At 72.4% G+C, this 16,452-nt stretch carries 15 protein-coding genes; 4 read left to right on the top strand and 11 right to left on the bottom strand.

Features of this window, described 5'->3' with window-relative positions; all coding sequences use genetic code 11:
* Positions 1–14: 14 nt before the first annotated feature.
* The 3 genes from E4V99_RS09970 to E4V99_RS09960 form a co-directional block, all read right to left on the bottom strand.
* Positions 15–872 carry a PPK2 family polyphosphate kinase gene (locus tag E4V99_RS09970; protein ID WP_135117114.1) on the bottom strand — a complete coding sequence of 286 codons (858 nt, stop codon included), beginning with the start codon at positions 870–872 and terminating at the stop codon, positions 15–17.
* A gap of 69 nt (positions 873–941) precedes the next feature.
* Positions 942–2,810, bottom strand: a complete 1,869-nt coding sequence (gene menD, locus E4V99_RS09965; protein ID WP_135117113.1) for a 2-succinyl-5-enolpyruvyl-6-hydroxy-3-cyclohexene-1-carboxylic-acid synthase — start codon at positions 2,808–2,810, stop codon at positions 942–944.
* Positions 2,713–3,150, bottom strand: a complete 438-nt coding sequence (locus tag E4V99_RS09960; protein ID WP_135068729.1) for a PLDc N-terminal domain-containing protein — start codon at positions 3,148–3,150, stop codon at positions 2,713–2,715. Before E4V99_RS09960 ends, menD begins: the two co-directional genes overlap by 98 nt.
* Positions 3,151–3,226: 76 nt before the next feature.
* Between E4V99_RS09960 and E4V99_RS09955 the strand changes: the two genes are divergently transcribed.
* Positions 3,227–3,523 (top strand): DUF4229 domain-containing protein, encoded by a 297-nt coding sequence (locus tag E4V99_RS09955; RefSeq protein WP_135068731.1) that lies wholly within the window; start codon positions 3,227–3,229, stop codon positions 3,521–3,523.
* A 16-nt stretch (positions 3,524–3,539) separates the two neighbouring features.
* Here the strand turns inward: E4V99_RS09955 and E4V99_RS09950 are convergent, their stop codons facing one another.
* The 6 genes from E4V99_RS09950 to E4V99_RS09925 form a co-directional block, all read right to left on the bottom strand.
* Complete coding sequence (locus E4V99_RS09950; protein WP_135117112.1) at positions 3,540–4,511, bottom strand: 1,4-dihydroxy-2-naphthoate polyprenyltransferase; 972 nt, start codon at positions 4,509–4,511, stop codon at positions 3,540–3,542.
* A gap of 57 nt (positions 4,512–4,568) precedes the next feature.
* Positions 4,569–5,726: an AMP-binding protein gene (locus E4V99_RS09945; RefSeq protein WP_135117111.1), complete on the bottom strand. Its 1,158-nt coding sequence runs from the start codon at positions 5,724–5,726 to the stop codon at positions 4,569–4,571.
* 81 nt (positions 5,727–5,807) lie between these two features.
* Positions 5,808–6,707, bottom strand: a complete 900-nt coding sequence (locus E4V99_RS09940) for a 1,4-dihydroxy-2-naphthoyl-CoA synthase (RefSeq protein WP_135068737.1) — start codon at positions 6,705–6,707, stop codon at positions 5,808–5,810.
* Complete coding sequence (locus E4V99_RS09935) at positions 6,707–7,492, bottom strand: LLM class F420-dependent oxidoreductase (protein WP_135068739.1); 786 nt, start codon at positions 7,490–7,492, stop codon at positions 6,707–6,709. Before E4V99_RS09935 ends, E4V99_RS09940 begins: the two co-directional genes overlap by 1 nt.
* A 9-nt stretch (positions 7,493–7,501) precedes the next feature.
* A complete protein-coding gene (locus tag E4V99_RS09930; RefSeq protein WP_240742711.1) occupies positions 7,502–8,494 on the bottom strand; it encodes a permease prefix domain 1-containing protein in 993 nt (330 codons plus the stop codon).
* Between the two features lie 2 nt (positions 8,495–8,496).
* Positions 8,497–8,832, bottom strand: a complete 336-nt coding sequence (locus tag E4V99_RS09925) for a PadR family transcriptional regulator (protein WP_135068743.1) — start codon at positions 8,830–8,832, stop codon at positions 8,497–8,499.
* A gap of 95 nt (positions 8,833–8,927) precedes the next feature.
* Between E4V99_RS09925 and E4V99_RS09920 the strand changes: the two genes are divergently transcribed.
* Positions 8,928–9,920: an o-succinylbenzoate synthase gene (locus tag E4V99_RS09920; protein WP_135068745.1), complete on the top strand. Its 993-nt coding sequence runs from the start codon at positions 8,928–8,930 to the stop codon at positions 9,918–9,920.
* A 7-nt stretch (positions 9,921–9,927) separates the two neighbouring features.
* Here E4V99_RS09920 and E4V99_RS09915 read toward each other — a convergent pair whose 3' ends face one another.
* Positions 9,928–10,569: a TetR/AcrR family transcriptional regulator gene (locus tag E4V99_RS09915; RefSeq protein ID WP_135068747.1), complete on the bottom strand. Its 642-nt coding sequence runs from the start codon at positions 10,567–10,569 to the stop codon at positions 9,928–9,930.
* Between the two features lie 113 nt (positions 10,570–10,682).
* Between E4V99_RS09915 and E4V99_RS09910 the strand changes: the two genes are divergently transcribed.
* Together E4V99_RS09910 and E4V99_RS09905 are read left to right on the top strand one after the other, a co-directional pair.
* Entirely contained in the window at positions 10,683–13,532 is a 2,850-nt protein-coding gene (locus E4V99_RS09910) for an MMPL family transporter (protein ID WP_135117110.1), read from the top strand.
* Entirely contained in the window at positions 13,529–15,580 is a 2,052-nt protein-coding gene (locus E4V99_RS09905) for a YhgE/Pip family protein (protein ID WP_135117109.1), read from the top strand. The genes E4V99_RS09910 and E4V99_RS09905 overlap by 4 nt, the downstream gene beginning before the upstream one ends.
* Before the next feature lie 33 nt (positions 15,581–15,613).
* Here the strand turns inward: E4V99_RS09905 and E4V99_RS09900 are convergent, their stop codons facing one another.
* Positions 15,614–16,345: an alpha/beta hydrolase gene (locus E4V99_RS09900; protein ID WP_135117108.1), complete on the bottom strand. Its 732-nt coding sequence runs from the start codon at positions 16,343–16,345 to the stop codon at positions 15,614–15,616.
* Positions 16,346–16,452 lie beyond the last annotated feature (107 nt).

Raw genomic sequence — 16,452 nt, 5'->3', positions numbered from 1 at the left:
GGCAGTGCGAGGCCTCACGTCGCCGCCAGCCGCGCCTTCTCCCGTTCGACGTCGTAGTCCGGTGCCGGCCAGGTCGGGTTCAGCCCCGCCAGCGCCTCGGCCAGCAGTTCCTGTACGGCCAGCCGCGCGTACCATTTGCGGTCGGCGGGCACCACGTGCCACGGCGCCGCCTCGCTGGAGGTGCGCTCGATGGCCACCTGATAGGCGGCCATGTAGTCGTCCCAGCGCTCCCGCTCGTCGACGTCGCCCGGGTTGTACTTCCACTGCTTGTCGGGGCGGTCGAGCCGGTCGGCCAGCCGTTTCCGCTGCTCTTCGCGGGAGAGGTGCAGCATGACCTTGACCCACCGGATGCCGCGGGCCGCCGCATCCGCCTCGAACTCCTCGATCGCGCCGTAGCGCCGTTGGATCTCCTCCGGCGGAGCAAGGGCGCGCACGCGGCCGATCAGCACGTCTTCGTAGTGCGAACGGTCGAACACCCCGATGCGGCCGGGCTCGGGCAAGCGCCGTTCGACCCGCCACAGGAAGTCGTGGGCGAGCTCCTCCTCGGTCGGCTTCTTGAACGCCGCCAGCTCGACGCCCTGGGGGTCGACGGCGCCCACCACGTGCCGCACGACGCCGCCCTTGCCGGCGGTGTCCATGGCCTGCAGGAGCAGCAGCACCGACCCCTCAGCCGTACCGGCGACGCTCTGTGCGAACAGGCGCTCCTGCAGCTCGCCCAGCCGCGTGGCACCCTCCGCCAGGTCGTCGACGCCGTCACGTTTCCTCCCGGTGTACCCCGGCGTCGAGTTCGGATCGACATCCGCGAGGGCGAAACCCGCTCCGGCGCGCAGCGCCTCGGATGCAGCGGTGCGCCACCGCGCGGAAGTGGTCATGCCCTCATGATGGCGGCCCGCAGCCGGCCGCGCATCCCCTGCCTCACGGTGGCAGTGGGATGGCAGTGGTCACCGTGGAAGCGGGACCTCGATGAGCTGGCGCCCGCCGGCGGGGGACGTGAGCAGCTGATCGAGCGCGCCGCGCGTGGTGACCCGGTGGAACTCCCACCCGTACGCGAGAGCGAGGTGCTCGAGCCGCACGGCCTGCGGCGTGTACAGGACCCGGTCCATGGCCTCGGGGCCGGCCGTCGCCGCCACCTCCAGGCCGTCGAAGATCGTGCCGCCGCCGTCATTGCCCACGACGACCTGGATGCGGGGTTCGTCCTCGACGCCGGGCATCAGCAGCGCACCGGCGTCGTGCAGGAACGCCAGGTCCCCGACCAGGGCACGGGTGACGCCGGGCCGCCCGTCGGCCTGACTGGCGAGAGCCACCCCCAGTGCGGTCGCGACGGTCCCGTCGATTCCGGCGAGGCCGCGGTTGGCGTGCACGGGCACCTTCTTGCCCCCGAGGAGCGCGTCGGCCACGCGCACGAGCCGGGAGGAGCCGAATACGAGCCGGTCATGCGGCCACGTCGCCCGCCACAGCGCATCCACGAGCGACGCGCGGTCCAGCGGGGTGCGCAGGACGGCGACTTCGGCCGCGATCGCCCCGAGCCGCTGCTGCGGTTCGGCGGAGGACAGCGCCTGGGCGTCGGGCGCGGGCGGTGTCAGATCCACCGCGGCGGCGGCCGAGGCGCGCATCCAGCGGCCCCGCCACTCGCGATCGGGCGCACCGTCACCGACGCGCACGGCATCCACCCACGCGGTGGCGCCGTTGAGGTTGAGCGGTTCGCCGGGTCCGCGCACGGCGAGCACCTCGACGTCGGGGCGGGCCAGGAGCGCCGCGACCTCGCGGCTGAGGGTGGGATGACCGAACACCACGACGCGCTGCACGGCGCCGCCGAGGTCGGGTTCGCGCAGCAGTTCGCGATACCCGTGGACGAGGTTGCGGCCGAAGCGGGCACCGCTGACGATCTCCGCCACGAGGGGCCACCCGCCCACGTGGGCGAGTTCCTCCGCCGCGGGACCGGCATCCGCCCCTGCCACCACGATCGTGCGCGGCCCACGGGCGAGTTCGTGCGGCAGTGTCTCGGCAGGGCCCGCGTCGGCGCCGCCGATGCCGCCGCCGCCCTGATACAGCGCCCCCGACTCGCCCTCCGGCGATGCGTCGCTCTCCGCCGCCGCCGGCTCCGAGAGCCACGCGGGGAGGGCGCCGGCGAGCGGTTCCCGGTACGGCAGGTTCAGGTGCACGGGGCCGGCAGGGCGGCCCGCGCTCCCCCGCGCTGCGGTGAGAGCCTCCGCCGCGAGCGAGCGCAGCAGCATCGTCTGCTCGGAGGATCCATCGGGGTCGACGCTCTCCGGCACCGGCAGATCGGCGTCGAAGCGGACGTTCGGGGCGAACAGGCCCGGCTGGCGCGTGGTCTGGTTCGCGCCCACTCCGCGCAGTTCTGGCGGCCGGTCGGCGGTCAGGAGCACGAGGGGGACGCCGGCGTGATGCGCCTCCAGGACGGCGGGAAGGAGATTGGCGACGGCCGTGCCCGACGTGCAGATGAGCACCGCGGGGGTGCCGGTCTCGCGTCCGATGCCCAGGGCCGTGAAGCCGGCCACGCGCTCGTCGATGCGCACGTGCAGCCGGATGCGGCCGGCTCGCTCCAGCGCGGCGGCCACGAGCGCGAGCGCCTGCGACCGGGAGCCGGGGCTGAGTACGACGTGTGCGACACCGCTGCCCACGAGGGCACCCAGGAGCGCAGCGGCCGCGTCGGTGGCGGGTGCCGCGTCGGGGCGGCGGGCTGAGGTCACCTCAGCCGACGGCGCCGCGCTGACCGCGCGCGTCGTCGTCGCCGTCGGTGCTCGGCGGGGTGGGGCCGGGGTCGGCGGGCGGGGTGTCCGCGGAGGCATCCCCCCGGAACTGCTCGTCGTCGGCCTCGGCGTCGAGCTGGGCGAGCTCCTCCTCGAGGCGGCGGATGCGCTCGTCCTGGTCGGCGATCGATCCGATGCTGCCGAGGAACTCCGGGTCGTCATCGGGAGCGCGACGGGCGGCTGCGGCCTTCGCGCCTCGGCCACGTCCGACCACGAACCACAGGAGGCCGCCGAGGACGGGAAGCAGCACGACGATGGCGATCCATGCGCCCTTGCTCACACCGCGGTGGCGGGTGGCGGGCTGCAGCGCGCAATCCACGATCGCGTACACCCAGAACGCGGTGCCCACGAGCGCCAGGATCAGCAACAGCCTCGTCATGTGCTCATCCTAGGCGGGATGTCTGAGCGTGGGCCGGGCGGCCGGGACCTCGAGAGGTGCGAATTAGGATGGAGGCATGAACGCACGCTCCGCCCTGGTCTACACGGTGCTGCGGCTGCTCGCGTTCTTCGTGCCGTTCGGTGTCCTGATGCTGTTCCCGGTGTTCCAGGACCTGCCGTGGCTGGCCGCGCTGTTCGCGGCGCTGATCGGCCTGAGCCTGTCGCTGCTGTTCCTGCGCCGCCCGCTCGATCAGGTGACCTCCGGCATCGCGGAGCGCCGCAGCAGGGCCCACCGCCCGAACGCCGCCGACGACGCCCTCGCCGAGGACGCCGCGGCAGACACCGCGGCCTCCTCCCGCGACACCGACCGCTGACGATCCGCTCGGGGCGTCAGCCGATGAACGCCCAGAAGAGGAACGCGCCGTAGGCGAGCGAGGTGAGCGACGTCAGTGCGAGCGCGATCACCAATTCGCGGGGCACGCGGTAGGTCCAGACGATGAGGATCGCCGGCAGGGCGGCCAGCAGTGCCATGAGGCTCAGCCAAGCGATGGGGTAGAACAGCGCCAGATACGCCGCGATCCCGAAGGGGGCCAGCACCAGCACGGTGTACAGCACCTGCGTCGCCCGCCGTCCGATGCGCACCGTGAGGGTGCGCTTGCCGGCGACGCGGTCCTGGTCGATGTCGCGCAGGTTGTTGGCCAGGAGCACGGCGCATGCGAGGAAGCCGATCGCGACCGCGCCGAACCACGCCTCCTGCGGGAGAGCGAAGGCCTGCACCCACGTCGTCCCGAGCGTTGCGACCAGCCCGAAGAAGACGAAGACGAACAGCTCCCCCAGCCCCGCGTAGCCGTAGGGGCGCTTCCCGCCGGTGTAGAACCACGCCGCCACGATGCACGCCGCCCCGACCACGATCATCCACCACTGCTGCGTGCGGATGACGATGGCAAGGCCGGCGAGCGCGCCGATGCCGAAGAAGACCAGGGCCACGACGAGCACGGTGCGGGGCTGAGCCTTGCGCGATGCGGTGAGCCGCGCAGGCCCCACGCGGTGGTCATCGGTGCCGCGGATGCCGTCGCTGTAGTCGTTGGCGAAGTTCACCCCGATCTGCAGGCTCACCGCCACGACGAGGCAGGCCAGCGCGATGACCCAGTGGAACGGCTCGGCGCCGAGGTTGGCGGCGCCCGTTCCCACGAGCACGGGGCTCACCGCGAGCGGCAGCGTGCGCAGGCGTGCCGCACCGATCCAGTCGCGCGCGGTGGCCTTCGCGGGAGGCGCCGCGACCGGACGCTTCTGCGGATTGCCACGGGGGCGGGGGCGCGCGGAGCTGGTGCGGGCGGGACGTTTACGGGGTTGAGCGGCCACGAAGTGCCATCCTAGGCGGGCGCGCCACCCTCCACCGGCGGTCGCTGCCCGCTCCGCCTAGTGCAGCGATGCCACGAGTCGGCGGATCGCCTCGCGGTCGGGCTTGCCGGAGGGCAGGGAGTCGAGCTCGTCGACGACGATGAGCCGGGACGGCCGCGCGGGGGCACCCAGCTCGGCGGCGACGGCTGTGCGCGCGTGCTCGAGCTGCTCCGCCTCGCTACGGCGCAGGGCGTCGCCGCGCGGGGCGACGATGACGGATGCCTCGCCCCACTGCGGGTCGGCCACGGGCACCACGACGGCGGATTCGAGTCCGCGGATGCTGCGCACGACCTGTTCCACGCGATCGAGGGAGATGTTCACGCCGCCGGACACGATGACGTTGTCGATGCGTCCGTGGATGCGGAGCAGCCCGTGCTCGTCGACGAGTCCGGCGTCGCCCGTGCGGTACCAGCGGGTTCCGTCGGGATCGGTGGGGAACACCGCGGCCGTGCGGTCGGGTTCGCCGAGGTAGCCGTCGGCCAGGACGGGGCCGGTGATCTGCACCTCGCCGCCGACGACCCGGATACGCACGCCGTCCAGCGGCGCGCCGTCGTAGACGCAGCCCCCGCACGTCTCCGTCGACCCGTAGGTGCGGACGATCCGGGCGCCGGCGTCGGCCGCGCGCTCGCGGAGGGCGTCGGGGAGGGACTGCCCGCCGACGAGGATCGCCTCGAACGATTGCAGCGCGTCGGCGACGTCGCGATCGGATGCGGCGGCGTCGAGCACCCGCTGCAGCTGCACCGGCACGAGGGAGGTGTACGTGGGCACGCGCACGCCGTTCTCGGTGGAGGTCATGAGCCGTGCGGCGGCGGCGAAGGATGTGGGTGAGAACGATCCCGACAGGATCGCCGGCTCGCGCCCGGCGATCAGGGAGCGCACGAGCACCTGCACACCTGCCACGTAGGCCGGCGGAAGCGCGAGCAGCCACGCGCCCTCGCCGATGCGGGCGGAGGTCGCCAGCGCACTGGACGTCAGCGCGCTGCGGCTGAGCGCGACGGCCTTGGGCACGCCGGTGGAGCCCGACGTCGTCACGACGACCGCCGTCCCCGCCGGCACCTCGGCGGGCAGCTGGCCACGGGTGGAACCGAACCCCACCGCCGGCCCTGCGCCGAGGGCCGCGCGCAGGGCCCGCAGCACATCCCGCGGGTCGGCCGCGTCGATCTGCTCCAGCCTCACGTCGGTCTCACCCCCTCCGGATGCCGCTGTTTTCCACGGTCGACTCGGCGGTCGCTTCTCGCAAGGGGGTGCGCGGGGGCGTCAGTAGTGCCACGGGAAGCCGGTCCAATCGGGGTCGCGCTTCTCCAGGAAGGCGTCGCGACCCTCGACGGCCTCATCCGTGCCGTACGCCAGGCGCGTGGCCTCCCCCGCGAACACCTGCTGTCCGACGAGGCCGTCGTCGACGGCGTTGAAGGCGAACTTGAGCATGCGGATCGCCGTGGGGGACTTGCCGAGGATCGTGCGGGCCATCGCGATCGCCTCGCGTTCGAGGTCGGCGTGCGGCACGACGCGGTTGACCGCGCCGATCTCGTACGCGCGCTGGGCGGAATATTCCTCCGCGAGGAAGAATACCTCCCGTGCGAGCTTCTGCCCGATCTGGCGCGCGAAGTACGCGGAGCCGTAGCCGGCGTCGAACGAGCCGACATCCGCGTCCGTCTGCTTGAACCGGCCGTGCTCGGCCGAGGCGATCGACAGGTCGCACACGACGTTGAGGGAGTGCCCGCCTCCCGCGGCCCACCCGGGGACGACGGCGATGACAACCTTCGGCATGAAGCGGATGAGGCGCTGGACCTCGAGGATGTGCAGCCGCCCGGCGCGGGCGGGGTCCGGCGCGGTCGCGTCGTCGCCGGCGTAGGTGTAGCCGTCGCGCCCGCGGATGCGCTGGTCGCCGCCGGAGCAGAACGCCCAGCCACCGTCCTTGGGGCTGGGTCCGTTGCCGGTGAGGAGCACGACGCCGATGCGCGGATCCTGCCGCGCGATGTCCAGGGCCGTGTAGAGCTCGTCGACGGTGTGCGGGCGGAAGGCGTTGCGCACCTCCGGGCGATCGAACGCGATGCGCGCGATCCGCCCGTCGTGCGAGACGTGCGCCGTGATGTCGGTGTAGCGCTCGCTTCCAGGTGCCGCCGTCCACTCCGCGGCGTCGAACAGCTCCGAGACCATCAGGAGCCGTTCTTTCCGTCGCGCCAGCGCAGCCATCGCGCCACCGTGTCGTAATCCGCGGCGCCGGGCGCCCAGCCGAGGGTGTACAGACGCACACCGGCGTCGAACAGTGCGTCGGCCGCGTCGTCGTCGCGCCCCTTGAGCTCGTTGGAGACGACCATCCCGGAGACATCCCGACCTTCCACCTCGCCCCACTTCCGGATGACCGAGATCTTGTGCGCCATCTCCTCCGGCGCGACGAAGCTGTGCCAGATGTCGGCGTGACGCGCGACGATCCGCAGGGTCTTCTGCTCCCCTTTGCCGCCGATGAGGATCGGGATGCGGCGGGTGGGCGGCGGGTTGAGCACGCCCCAGCGGGCCACGACCCGGTCGAGGCCTTCCGCGAGGTCGTTCAGGCGCGTCCCGGGCGTGCCGAATTCGCACCCGTACTCGGCGTAGTCCCGCTCGAACCAGCCCGCGCCGGTGCCGAAGACGAACCGGCCGCCGCTGATGTGGTCGATCGTGCGGGCCATGTCGGCCTGCAGATCCGGATTGCGGTAGCTGTTGCAGTTCACCAGCGCGCCGAACTCGACGCGCTCGGTCTGCTCGGCCCACGCCGCGAGCATCGTCCACGACTCGAAGTGCAGACCATCGGGGTCGCCGTGCAGGGGGAAGAAGTGGTCCCAGTTGAACAGGACGTCCACGCCCATCTCCTCCAGCCGCAGCACCGCATCGCGGATCTGCGGGTAGGAGGCGTGCTGCGGTTCGATCTGCACGCCGATGCGCACGGGGGTGTCCAGGAGCATGCCGTCAGCCTATTCCGCGGTCACCGCGGCCCGGGCCCGGGTTGACGTCCGCCCCGCGCGCCGGGCCTTGAGGAAGGCCTCCACGCTGTCCCACCCGGCGACGCCGACCAGCGTGAACCCGAAGACGACCCCGACGATCACCGCCACGGTGTCGCCGGACTCCGGGATCACCGAGGCGAAGAACTCCGGGTTCACCAGCTCGCCCCGCACCAGCAGCCACAGCCCCGGCACCACGATGAGCAGATTCAGCAGCAGGTTGACCGAAGCCGAACGCGCCGTCCAGCGGCCGTGCGCATACACGCGGATTGCCAGGAGCGCCTCGCACGCGCACAGGGCGAGCAGGCCCCCGATCCACCACGGCCACAGCCCCGGCGCCAGGAACGACGTCCAGCCGCGGTCGGCCAGGTACGCCGTCCCCACGAAGTGGTCCCACAGGACAGCGCCGGCCACCACCCCGAGGAGAACGAGCGACGCGACCAGGTCGGACAGGCGCGCACCGCTGTCGCGAGGCTCCGGAAGCTGGTCGGGCGTCCATCGGCTCACGAACCCGACGTCCGCACCGCCCGCAGACCGTTCCACGGTGAAGAACACCAGCGTGGTCCAGAAGCCGACGTTCACGATCACGCTCACCGTGACGCTCGCGACCGAGCCGACGATCTCGCCGAAGGCCGCGCCGGAGAGGGTCTGGCCCAGCGCCACCCCGAACGCGGCGCACACCGGCACGATCGCCCACAGCAGCTTCGTCAGTCGCCACCACGCGAGGTAGTAACGCGGCCCGATGAGCTGCAACGGGCGGTCGATGTAGTCGGCCGCGAGGCGATCGGGGTCGCCCAGGTCCGTCAGCACCCCCCGCTCGGCGGCATCGGGCGATTCCCCGGCCGCCACGCGGGCGTCGAGCTGATCGTCGATCAGTGCCCGCAGCTCCGCGGCGAGGTCAGCGCGCTGCTTCTCGGGCACCGAACGCATCGCGGCATCGACGTACCGGTCGGTCAACGTGGACATGGTCATCTCTCCTCAGGCAGGGTGGCGATTGCGTCGGCGACGGCGCGCCATTCGGCGGTGAGCCGGTCGGCGAGCGCCGCGCCGGCGGCACTCGTGCGGTAGAACTTGCGGGGCCGCGTCTCGTCGGTGTTCCACTCGCTGGTCAGGTAGCCCTGCTTCTCGAGGCGGCGCAGCAGGGGATAGAGCGTGTTGGCGTCGGTGGGGAACCCGTGACGCTCCAGGTCTTCGAGCAGGCCATAGCCGTAGCCGGGCTCGCGCAGGAGCTGCAAGCAGGCGAGCACGACGGTCCCGCGCCGGATCTCCTGCAGGTGTCCGCTCAGCGCGTCATCCTCACTCATGACGCACACGGTACTGTGCGTCACACACTAACGTCAACCCCACACCGCTGTGTGCCCGTCACTGCACGGACGCACATCCGAGGCAGGATGGGGGCGTGACCGCTCCCCTACCCCCGCTCGACGAACTGCTCGCCGACGCGCACGTCGTCGCCCTCCCGATGGCGCGACGCTTCCGCGGTGTCGACGTGCGCGAGGCGGTCGTGCTGGAGGGCCCGTCGGGATGGACGGAGTTCTCGCCCTTCGTCGAGTACGACGACTCCGAGGCCGCGACGTGGCTCGCCGGCGCGATCGACTTCGGATGGGGCGAGCCCCCGACGACTCGGCGCGACACCGTGCGGGTCAACGCCACGATCCCCGCGGTCTCGGCCGACGACGTCCCCGCGGTGCTCGCGCGCTTCGACGGCTGCCGCACGGCCAAGGTGAAGGTCGCCGAGCCGGGGCAGACCCTCGCCGACGACATCGCGCGCGTGCGCGCCGTCCGCACCGCCATGGGCCCCGAGGGCCGAGTGCGCGTGGATGCCAACGGCGGCTGGAACCTCGATGAGGCAGAGCACGCCGTGCACGCCCTGGCGCCTTTCGATCTCGAGTACGTCGAGCAGCCGTGCGGCGGCCTGGAAGACCTGGCGCAGTTGCGGGAGCGCATCGCCTACCTGGGGATCCCCGTCGCCGCCGACGAGAGCGTGCGCAAGGCGGATGACCCGTTACGGGTCGCGCGCGCCGGCGCCGCCGACCTGCTCGTCGTCAAAGCCCAGCCCCTGGGGGGAGTGCATCGCGCGCTGGAGATCGTCGCCGCATCCGGCCTGCCGGCGGTCGTGTCCAGCGCGCTGGACACCTCCGTGGGACTGGCCATGGGCGTGGCGCTGGCCGCGGCGCTGCCCGAGCTGGATTACGACTGCGGCCTGGGGACCTCGTCCCTGTTCCTGGCCGATGTCGCCGACCCGCCGCTGCGACCGCGCGAGGGGATGCTGCCGGTGGGAGCCGTGGTGCCCTCGCCGGACCGGCTGCGCGCACTCGCTGCCGCGCCCGAGCGCCGGGAGTGGTGGCTGCGCCGTCTCACGCGCTGCCACGCGCTGCTCGCCGAACGCTGACCGGGGGTCAGTCCGACCCGGCGATGAGCAGCGGGACGACGCCCGCGAGGGCGTGCTGGACCTCCTCGCGTGCGCCGAGACGGTCACGTCCCGCCATCACCGCGCGCGTCATGGTCCCTTCCCACACCAGCAGCAGCAGCTGGGCCACCTGATCCTGCGGCAGCGCGAGGCGCAGCCCGCTGGCGCGCGCGATGTCGCCGATCATGCGGGCGATGTTCCGGCTGAGCTCCTGATCCTGCTCGAGGAACGCTTCGGCCATCGCGGGATTGCGCAGGGCATGGATGCGGATCTCGCTCATGAGCAGCACGCCCAGCCGGTCATCCCCCGGGAGATCCAGCACGCGCTCGACCAGCGCGACGGCGGTGGCCGGGGTCGCATCCAGCGCCCCCTCGCCCGCCAGCTCGGCGACCCGCGCCTCCACATCCGAGACGCGGGACCGCGCGACGGAGGCCGCGAGCTCGAGGAACATCTCCTCCTTCGACGCGAAGTTGGAGTAGAACGCCCCGCGCGTGAACCCCGCCCGCTCGCATACCGATTCGACGGAGGTCGCATCGAGCCCGACTTCGGCGAACACCTCGGTGGCAGCGTCCAGGAGCCGCTGGCGCGTGGCCTCCCGGCCGCGAGGGGTCGTGGCGGTCGTCTCGCTCATCAGTCCTCGTTTCACACGGATCACTCAGCCCCGGGGGGCTCTGCGCCACATACGATACATGGGTGTATCGGATACGACGCTGTATCGGAGCCGTCTGACCGATCGGAGCCGCTGTGTCCACTCTCCTCGCCACGCTGGGACGCTGGTCGTACCGTCACGGCTGGCGCGTGCTCATCGCCTGGGTGGTCGTCCTGCTGGCAGCGGGCGGCGGGGCGCTCGCGTTCAACCAGGGCACCGACAACTCCTTCTCCATCCCCGGCACCGAGTCGGAGGAGGGTCTCGAACAGCTCTCCCGGACCTTCCCGCAAGTCAGCGGAACGAGCGCCCAGATCGTCGTCGTGGCGGCGGACGGCGACCGGATCGATGACGATCCGTATGCGTCCCGCATCGACGAGCTGGTCGCCGATCTGGGTGACATCGACGGCGTCCTCGCCGTCACCGACCCGTTCGACGAGACCGTCTCGGGCCTGATCAGCGACGAGGGCGACGCCGCCATCGTGCGGCTGCAGTTCGACGGCCAGGGCGCCAGCGTCTCGCCGGAGTCCAAGCAGACGCTCAGCGACGCCGCCGACGACTTCGCCGCCGACCTCCCCGACGGCGCGCAGGCCGCACTGGGCGGCGACCTGTTCGCCCAGTCGATCCCCGGCGTGACGATCACCGAGGCGCTGGGGCTGCTCATCGCCCTGATCGTGCTGATCGTGACCTTCCGCTCGTTCGTGATGGCGGGGCTGCCCCTGGTCACCGCGATCCTCGGGGTGGGGCTGTCCATGGCGCTCATCCTCCTGGCCACCGCGGTCGCCACCATCTCCTCGACCACCCCGCTGCTCGCGCTCATGCTGGGCCTTGCCGTCGGGATCGACTACTCGCTGTTCATCGCCGCGCGACATCAGGACCAGGTGCGCGGCGGGATGGACCCGGAGGAGTCGGCCGCACGCGCCACCGGCACCGCCGGATCGGCCGTCACGTTCGCCGGCGTCACGGTGCTCATCGCCCTGATCGGCCTGTCGTTCGCGAACATCCCCTTCCTCACCACCATGGGGATCGCCGCATCCGTCGCCGTCGCGATCGCCGTGGTCGTCTCGGTGACCCTCACTCCCGCGCTGCTGGGCTTCGTGGGCCGCCGCGCGGCCGGGCGCACAGCGGGCGGTCGCGCCCGTCGGCGGGAGGCGGCTGCACGCGAGGCCGAGTCCCAGGCTGAGGCGGAGTCCCAGGCCGGGGCCGATCTCGACGCCGACGCCCCGGCCACGCCCGCTGCCGTCGTGCGTACCAACCGGTGGGTCGCGATGGTGTCGCGGCGGCCTCTGGTCACCGCCATCGCCGTCGTGGTGGGCTTGGGCATCCTGGCCATCCCGGCGGGAAGCCTCGCGCTCGCCCTCCCCAACGCGGGCGTCCTGCCCGAGAGCAACTCCGCCCGCCAGAGCTACGACCTCGCCGCCGAGCACTTCGGCCCCGGTGTCAACGGACCTCTCGTGCTGACCGGCACGATCGTGACCTCCACCGACCCCCTGGGGCTCATGTCCGACATCGCCGCGGAGGTCGAAGACCTTCCCGGCGTCGCGGAGGTGGCCCTGGCCACCCCGAACGAGACCGCCGACACCGGCATCGTGCAGATCGTGCCGGAGACGGCACCGGATGACCCGGCCACCGCCGACCTCGTGCGCGAGCTGCGCGCCCAGCACGACCGGCTGCTCGACGAGTACGGCATCGACCTCAAGGTCACCGGCTACACCGCCGTCGCGATCGACATCTCCGACCGCCTGGGCGCCGCCCTCGTCCCCTTCGGCCTGTTCGTGGTGGGCCTGTCCTTCCTTCTGCTCATGGTGGTGTTCCGCTCCATCGCCGTCCCCCTCACGGCCGCCCTCGGCTACCTGCTGTCGGTGGCCGCGGCCTTCGGCGTGGTCGCGGCGGTGTTCGAGTGGGGCTGGTTCGCCGACCTGCTGCACGTGTCCCGAGTGGGGCCCGTGATCAGCTTCATGCCGATCGTGCTGATGGGCGTGCTGTTCGGGCTCGCGATGGACTACCAGGTGTTCCTCGTGACCCGCATGCGCGAGGACTACGTCCACGCGCGGGCCAAGAACGCCTCGCGCGCCGACGCCCGCGCTGTAGCCGTGGCGGCGGTGCGCTCGGGCTTCTCCGCGACCGCGCGCGTGGTCACGGCCGCCGCGCTGATCATGTTCGCAGTGTTCGCCGCGTTCGTGCCCGAGGGCGACTCCTCGATCAAACCCATCGCGCTGGGCCTGGCCGTCGGCATCGCCGTCGACGCGTTCCTGGTGCGGATGACCCTGATCCCCGCGCTCATGACGCTGCTCGGCGACAAGGCGTGGTGGATCCCGCGATGGCTCGACCGGATGCTGCCTCAGCTCGACGTCGAAGGCGAAGCCGTCGAGCGCGAGATCGCTCTGCAGGACTGGCCGGGGCCCGGCTCGCGCGCCGTCGTGATCGCGGACGGCGTTTCGCTGGCCGCCGACGACACCCCCCTGTTCGACGGCCTCTCCCTCGAGGTCGAGCCGGGGCACGCGGCCATCCTCACCTCCGCCGACCCGCGGACCGCACGCGCGGCCCTGTACACCCTCGCCGGACGCGTCTCGCCCACGGACGGCCGCCTCCGCGTCGCCGGGCACCTCCTGCCCGGCCGGGAGGCGTGGGTGCGCAGTCATGTCGGCATCGCCGCGCTGGATGAGGCCGCAGACCCGCTCGCCGAGCTCCGTGACGCGCTCACCGGCACACCCGGAGTGCTCGCCGTCTCCGGCATCGACACCATCGCCCACGGCGCCCTGCGTGATCAGGCCGCCGCCACCCTGCGGGATGCCGCGACCACCGGCGAGTGGACGCTGCTGCTGACCGCCGCCGACCACGACGCGGCACGCCGCGTGCTGTCGGAGGCCGGCTGGACCGGCGCATCCGTCACTCACGTCGCCGCCGCATCCCCCCGCACGTTCGACCTGTCCGAGGTGACCGCATGACCCGTCCCGGCTCCCCCCTCGCGCTGGAGCGCGCCGGCTCCCGCCGGCCCGTGACCTGGCTCACGATTCTCGGCGCCCTGCTGCTGCCGGTGATCGTCGGCGGCGTGCTGGTCGCCGCCCTGTACAACCCCGTCGAGCGCCTCGAATCCATGAGCGCGGCCATCGTGAACGAGGACGAGCCGGTCACGATCGACGACCAGCCCGTGCCGCTCGGCCGGCAGCTGACGGCGGGTCTCGTGGAGGGGTCGGATGACATCCCGAGCAATCTGAACTGGACGATCACGAACGACGAAGACGCCCGGCAGGGCCTCGCCGACGGCTCGTACGCGGCCGTCATCCGCATCCCGGAGAACTTCTCCGCCGCGGCGACCTCCACCTCCCCGGGAGGCGAGGCGCCCGAGCGCGCCACGATCGAGGTGACCACGCCGCCGGACAGCCTCGTGGTGGACGACGCCATCTCCGCGCAGATCACGCAGGCGGCGGCATCCCTCCTGGGAACGTCGCTGTCGGAGGTGTATCTGGAGAACGTGTTCCTGGGTTTCACCACGCTCGGCGACCAGCTCGGCACCGCCGCCGAGGGCGCCGCCCAGCTGGCCGACGGCGCGACGCAGGCCGCCGACGGTGCCACCGAGCTCTCCGGCGGCATCGCGCAGCTCTCCGACGGAGCGGCCGTCCTCGCCGACGGCGCGACCCAGCTCGCCGGCGGCGCCGCCGAGCTGGGCACAGGGGCCACGCAGGCCGCCGACGGCCTGGACACGTGGGCCGGCGGGGCGCAGGAGATCGCCGCGAACGGACGGCTCCTCGCCGGCGGGCTGCAGCAGACCGCCGACGCCATCCCGCAGCTTCCCGCCGAGCTGGTCACGGCGGCGAACGGTCTGGCCGCCAACAGCGCCGCCATCCAGTCGCAGGTCACCGCGGCATCCGAGGCGCTGAGCCAGGCGGCTACCGAGTGCGCCGCGAACGGCGGATCGGCGGAGCTGTGCGCCACCCTCACCCAGCTGTCCACCGAGGCCCAGGCGGCCGTCGGGCCGGTGAACGAGCTGATCGGCCAGTCCGACGCGATCGCCGCCGGTGTCACCGGGCTCCAGCAGCTCGGCCCGGGCCTGCAGACGATCTCCGCGAACCTGGCACAGCTGTCCGGCGGAATCGACCAGCTCGCCGCCGGAGCGACGTCCGCTGCCGGCGGGGTGCGTCAGCTGTCGGACGGTGCCACCCAGCTGTCGGGTGGAGCATCCGCGTTGGCCGACGGGGCATCACAGCTGGCCGACGGGGCCGGCGAGGCGGCCACGGGTGCCGAGGAGCTGTCCGGTGGCGTGCGGCAGGTCGCCGACGGCACGGCAGGCCTGGCCGAAGGCCTCGACACCGCTGTGGCCGAACTGCCCTCCTACACCGACACCGAGGCGGCCGACCTCGCCTCCGTCGTGGCCGACCCCGTCGCGGCGGAGGGCGTGGGCACGAACCTGTTCGGCGCGTCGGCGGTGCCGCTCGTGGTCACCGTGGCGCTGTGGTTCGGCGGTCTGGGAACCTTCGTGGCGCTGCGCGCCGTGACCGCGCGCACGCTGTCCTCCCGCCGCCCGTCGGCTCTGCTGGCGCTTCGCGCACTGGCTCCGGCCGCCGGGATCGGGGCGGTGCAGGGCGTGCTCGTGGCGATCGTGGTGCAGCTCGCCGCCGGCTACGACTGGGCGGACTGGTCGCTGTTCGCCGCCGTCGCCGCGGTGGCGGGCGTCGCCTTCGCCGCGGTCAACCAGGCGCTCGTCGCGGTGTTCGGCGGGGCCGGGCGCTGGATCTCCGCACTCGTGGGCGTCCTCGCCGTCGCGACGGGGGTCGTCTCCACCGTCCCGGGGGTCATCTCCGCCGCGGCGGGGATCCTCCCCACGGCTCCGGCCTACCAGGGGATGCTCGCGGCCCTGACCGCCGCGGGCGGCTTGGGAGCGGCGGTCGTCGGGCTCGTCGTGTGGACAGCGCTGGCGTTCGTCGCCACGACCATCGCCGTGGCACGTCGCCGCTCGGTCTCCGCGCGAGCCCTCCTGACCGCCGCCCCGGCCTGACGCCGGCTGACCCTGGTCACTCGCGTCGACCGCTCACGCGGTCGACGAGCTGAGTGACTCCTGCGCGAGGGCACTCCGGGCGGCGTCGACGATCACGCCTGCCACCGTGTCGGACTGCGTGATGTAGACGTCGTGGCTCCCCGAGACCCTCGTGGTCTGGGCGCCCATGCGCTCGGCCATGTACCGGAGCATCGCCGGGTCGAAGGACTTGTCCTCCGTCGCGATGACGGCCCACGTCGGCTTGTCGTGCCACGCCGCGTTCTTCACGGGTGTGGCGAACACCGACATGTTGATCGGCACCTGGCTGTCACGCAGGAACGCGGCATCCTCGTCCGTCGCGTCCGCAGCGAACCCCGCCTTGAACTTCTCGAGGTTGAGGAAGCCGTACCCGTCCTCGACGGTGTCGATGATGAATTCCGGCGTCGGCGCGAAGCCCTCGTACTGCTGGCCGGTCGTCTCTCCCGCGTCCGGCGCGAGGGCCGAGACGTAGACCAGTCCCGCCACGCGGGGGTGCACGCCCGCCTCGGTGATGACGGTGCCGCCCCACGAGTGGCCGACGAGGATCGTCGGCCCGTCCATGAGGTCCAGCACGCGCGTGGTGGCCGCGACGTCGTCCTCGAGGGAGGTGAGCGGGTTCTGCACGATCATGACCCGGTACCCGCGCGCGGTCAGTGCGTCGTAGACGCGGCGCCAGCCGGAGCCGTCCGCGAACGCGCCGTGCACGAGCACGACATTGGTGATCTCTGGGGTGGGAGTGGTGCTCATGGTGCTGTTCCTTTCGTTCGCGCGCCGGCAGGTCTCCCCCGGTGCTGTCCAGTCGGGACGGTTGTCCGGACGGAATGCAATATATTGCATTCCGCGGACTACGACAA

Source organism: Microbacterium sp. dk485, from assembly GCF_004570445.1.
Lineage (GTDB): Bacteria > Actinomycetota > Actinomycetes > Actinomycetales > Microbacteriaceae > Microbacterium > Microbacterium wangchenii.
This window is presented reverse-complemented; position numbering and strand designations above follow the sequence as displayed.

Excerpts from the sequence above, each read along its gene's own strand:
- E4V99_RS09970 (WP_135117114.1), bottom strand. The coding sequence starts at position 872 with ATGACCACTTCCGCGCGGTGGCGCACCGCTGCATCCGAGGCGCTGCGC.
- menD (WP_135117113.1), bottom strand. The coding sequence starts at position 2,810 with ATGCCTCCGCGGACACCCCGCCCGCCGACCCCGGCCCCACCCCGCCGA.
- E4V99_RS09960 (WP_135068729.1), bottom strand. The coding sequence starts at position 3,150 with ATGACGAGGCTGTTGCTGATCCTGGCGCTCGTGGGCACCGCGTTCTGG.
- E4V99_RS09955 (WP_135068731.1), top strand. The coding sequence starts at position 3,227 with ATGAACGCACGCTCCGCCCTGGTCTACACGGTGCTGCGGCTGCTCGCG.
- E4V99_RS09940 (WP_135068737.1), bottom strand. The coding sequence starts at position 6,707 with ATGGTCTCGGAGCTGTTCGACGCCGCGGAGTGGACGGCGGCACCTGGA.
- E4V99_RS09935 (WP_135068739.1), bottom strand. The coding sequence starts at position 7,492 with ATGCTCCTGGACACCCCCGTGCGCATCGGCGTGCAGATCGAACCGCAG.
- E4V99_RS09930 (WP_240742711.1), bottom strand. The coding sequence starts at position 8,494 with ATGTCCACGTTGACCGACCGGTACGTCGATGCCGCGATGCGTTCGGTG.
- E4V99_RS09925 (WP_135068743.1), bottom strand. The coding sequence starts at position 8,832 with ATGAGTGAGGATGACGCGCTGAGCGGACACCTGCAGGAGATCCGGCGC.
- E4V99_RS09915 (WP_135068747.1), bottom strand. The coding sequence starts at position 10,569 with ATGAGCGAGACGACCGCCACGACCCCTCGCGGCCGGGAGGCCACGCGC.
- E4V99_RS09905 (WP_135117109.1), top strand. The coding sequence starts at position 13,529 with ATGACCCGTCCCGGCTCCCCCCTCGCGCTGGAGCGCGCCGGCTCCCGC.
- E4V99_RS09900 (WP_135117108.1), bottom strand. The coding sequence starts at position 16,345 with ATGAGCACCACTCCCACCCCAGAGATCACCAATGTCGTGCTCGTGCAC.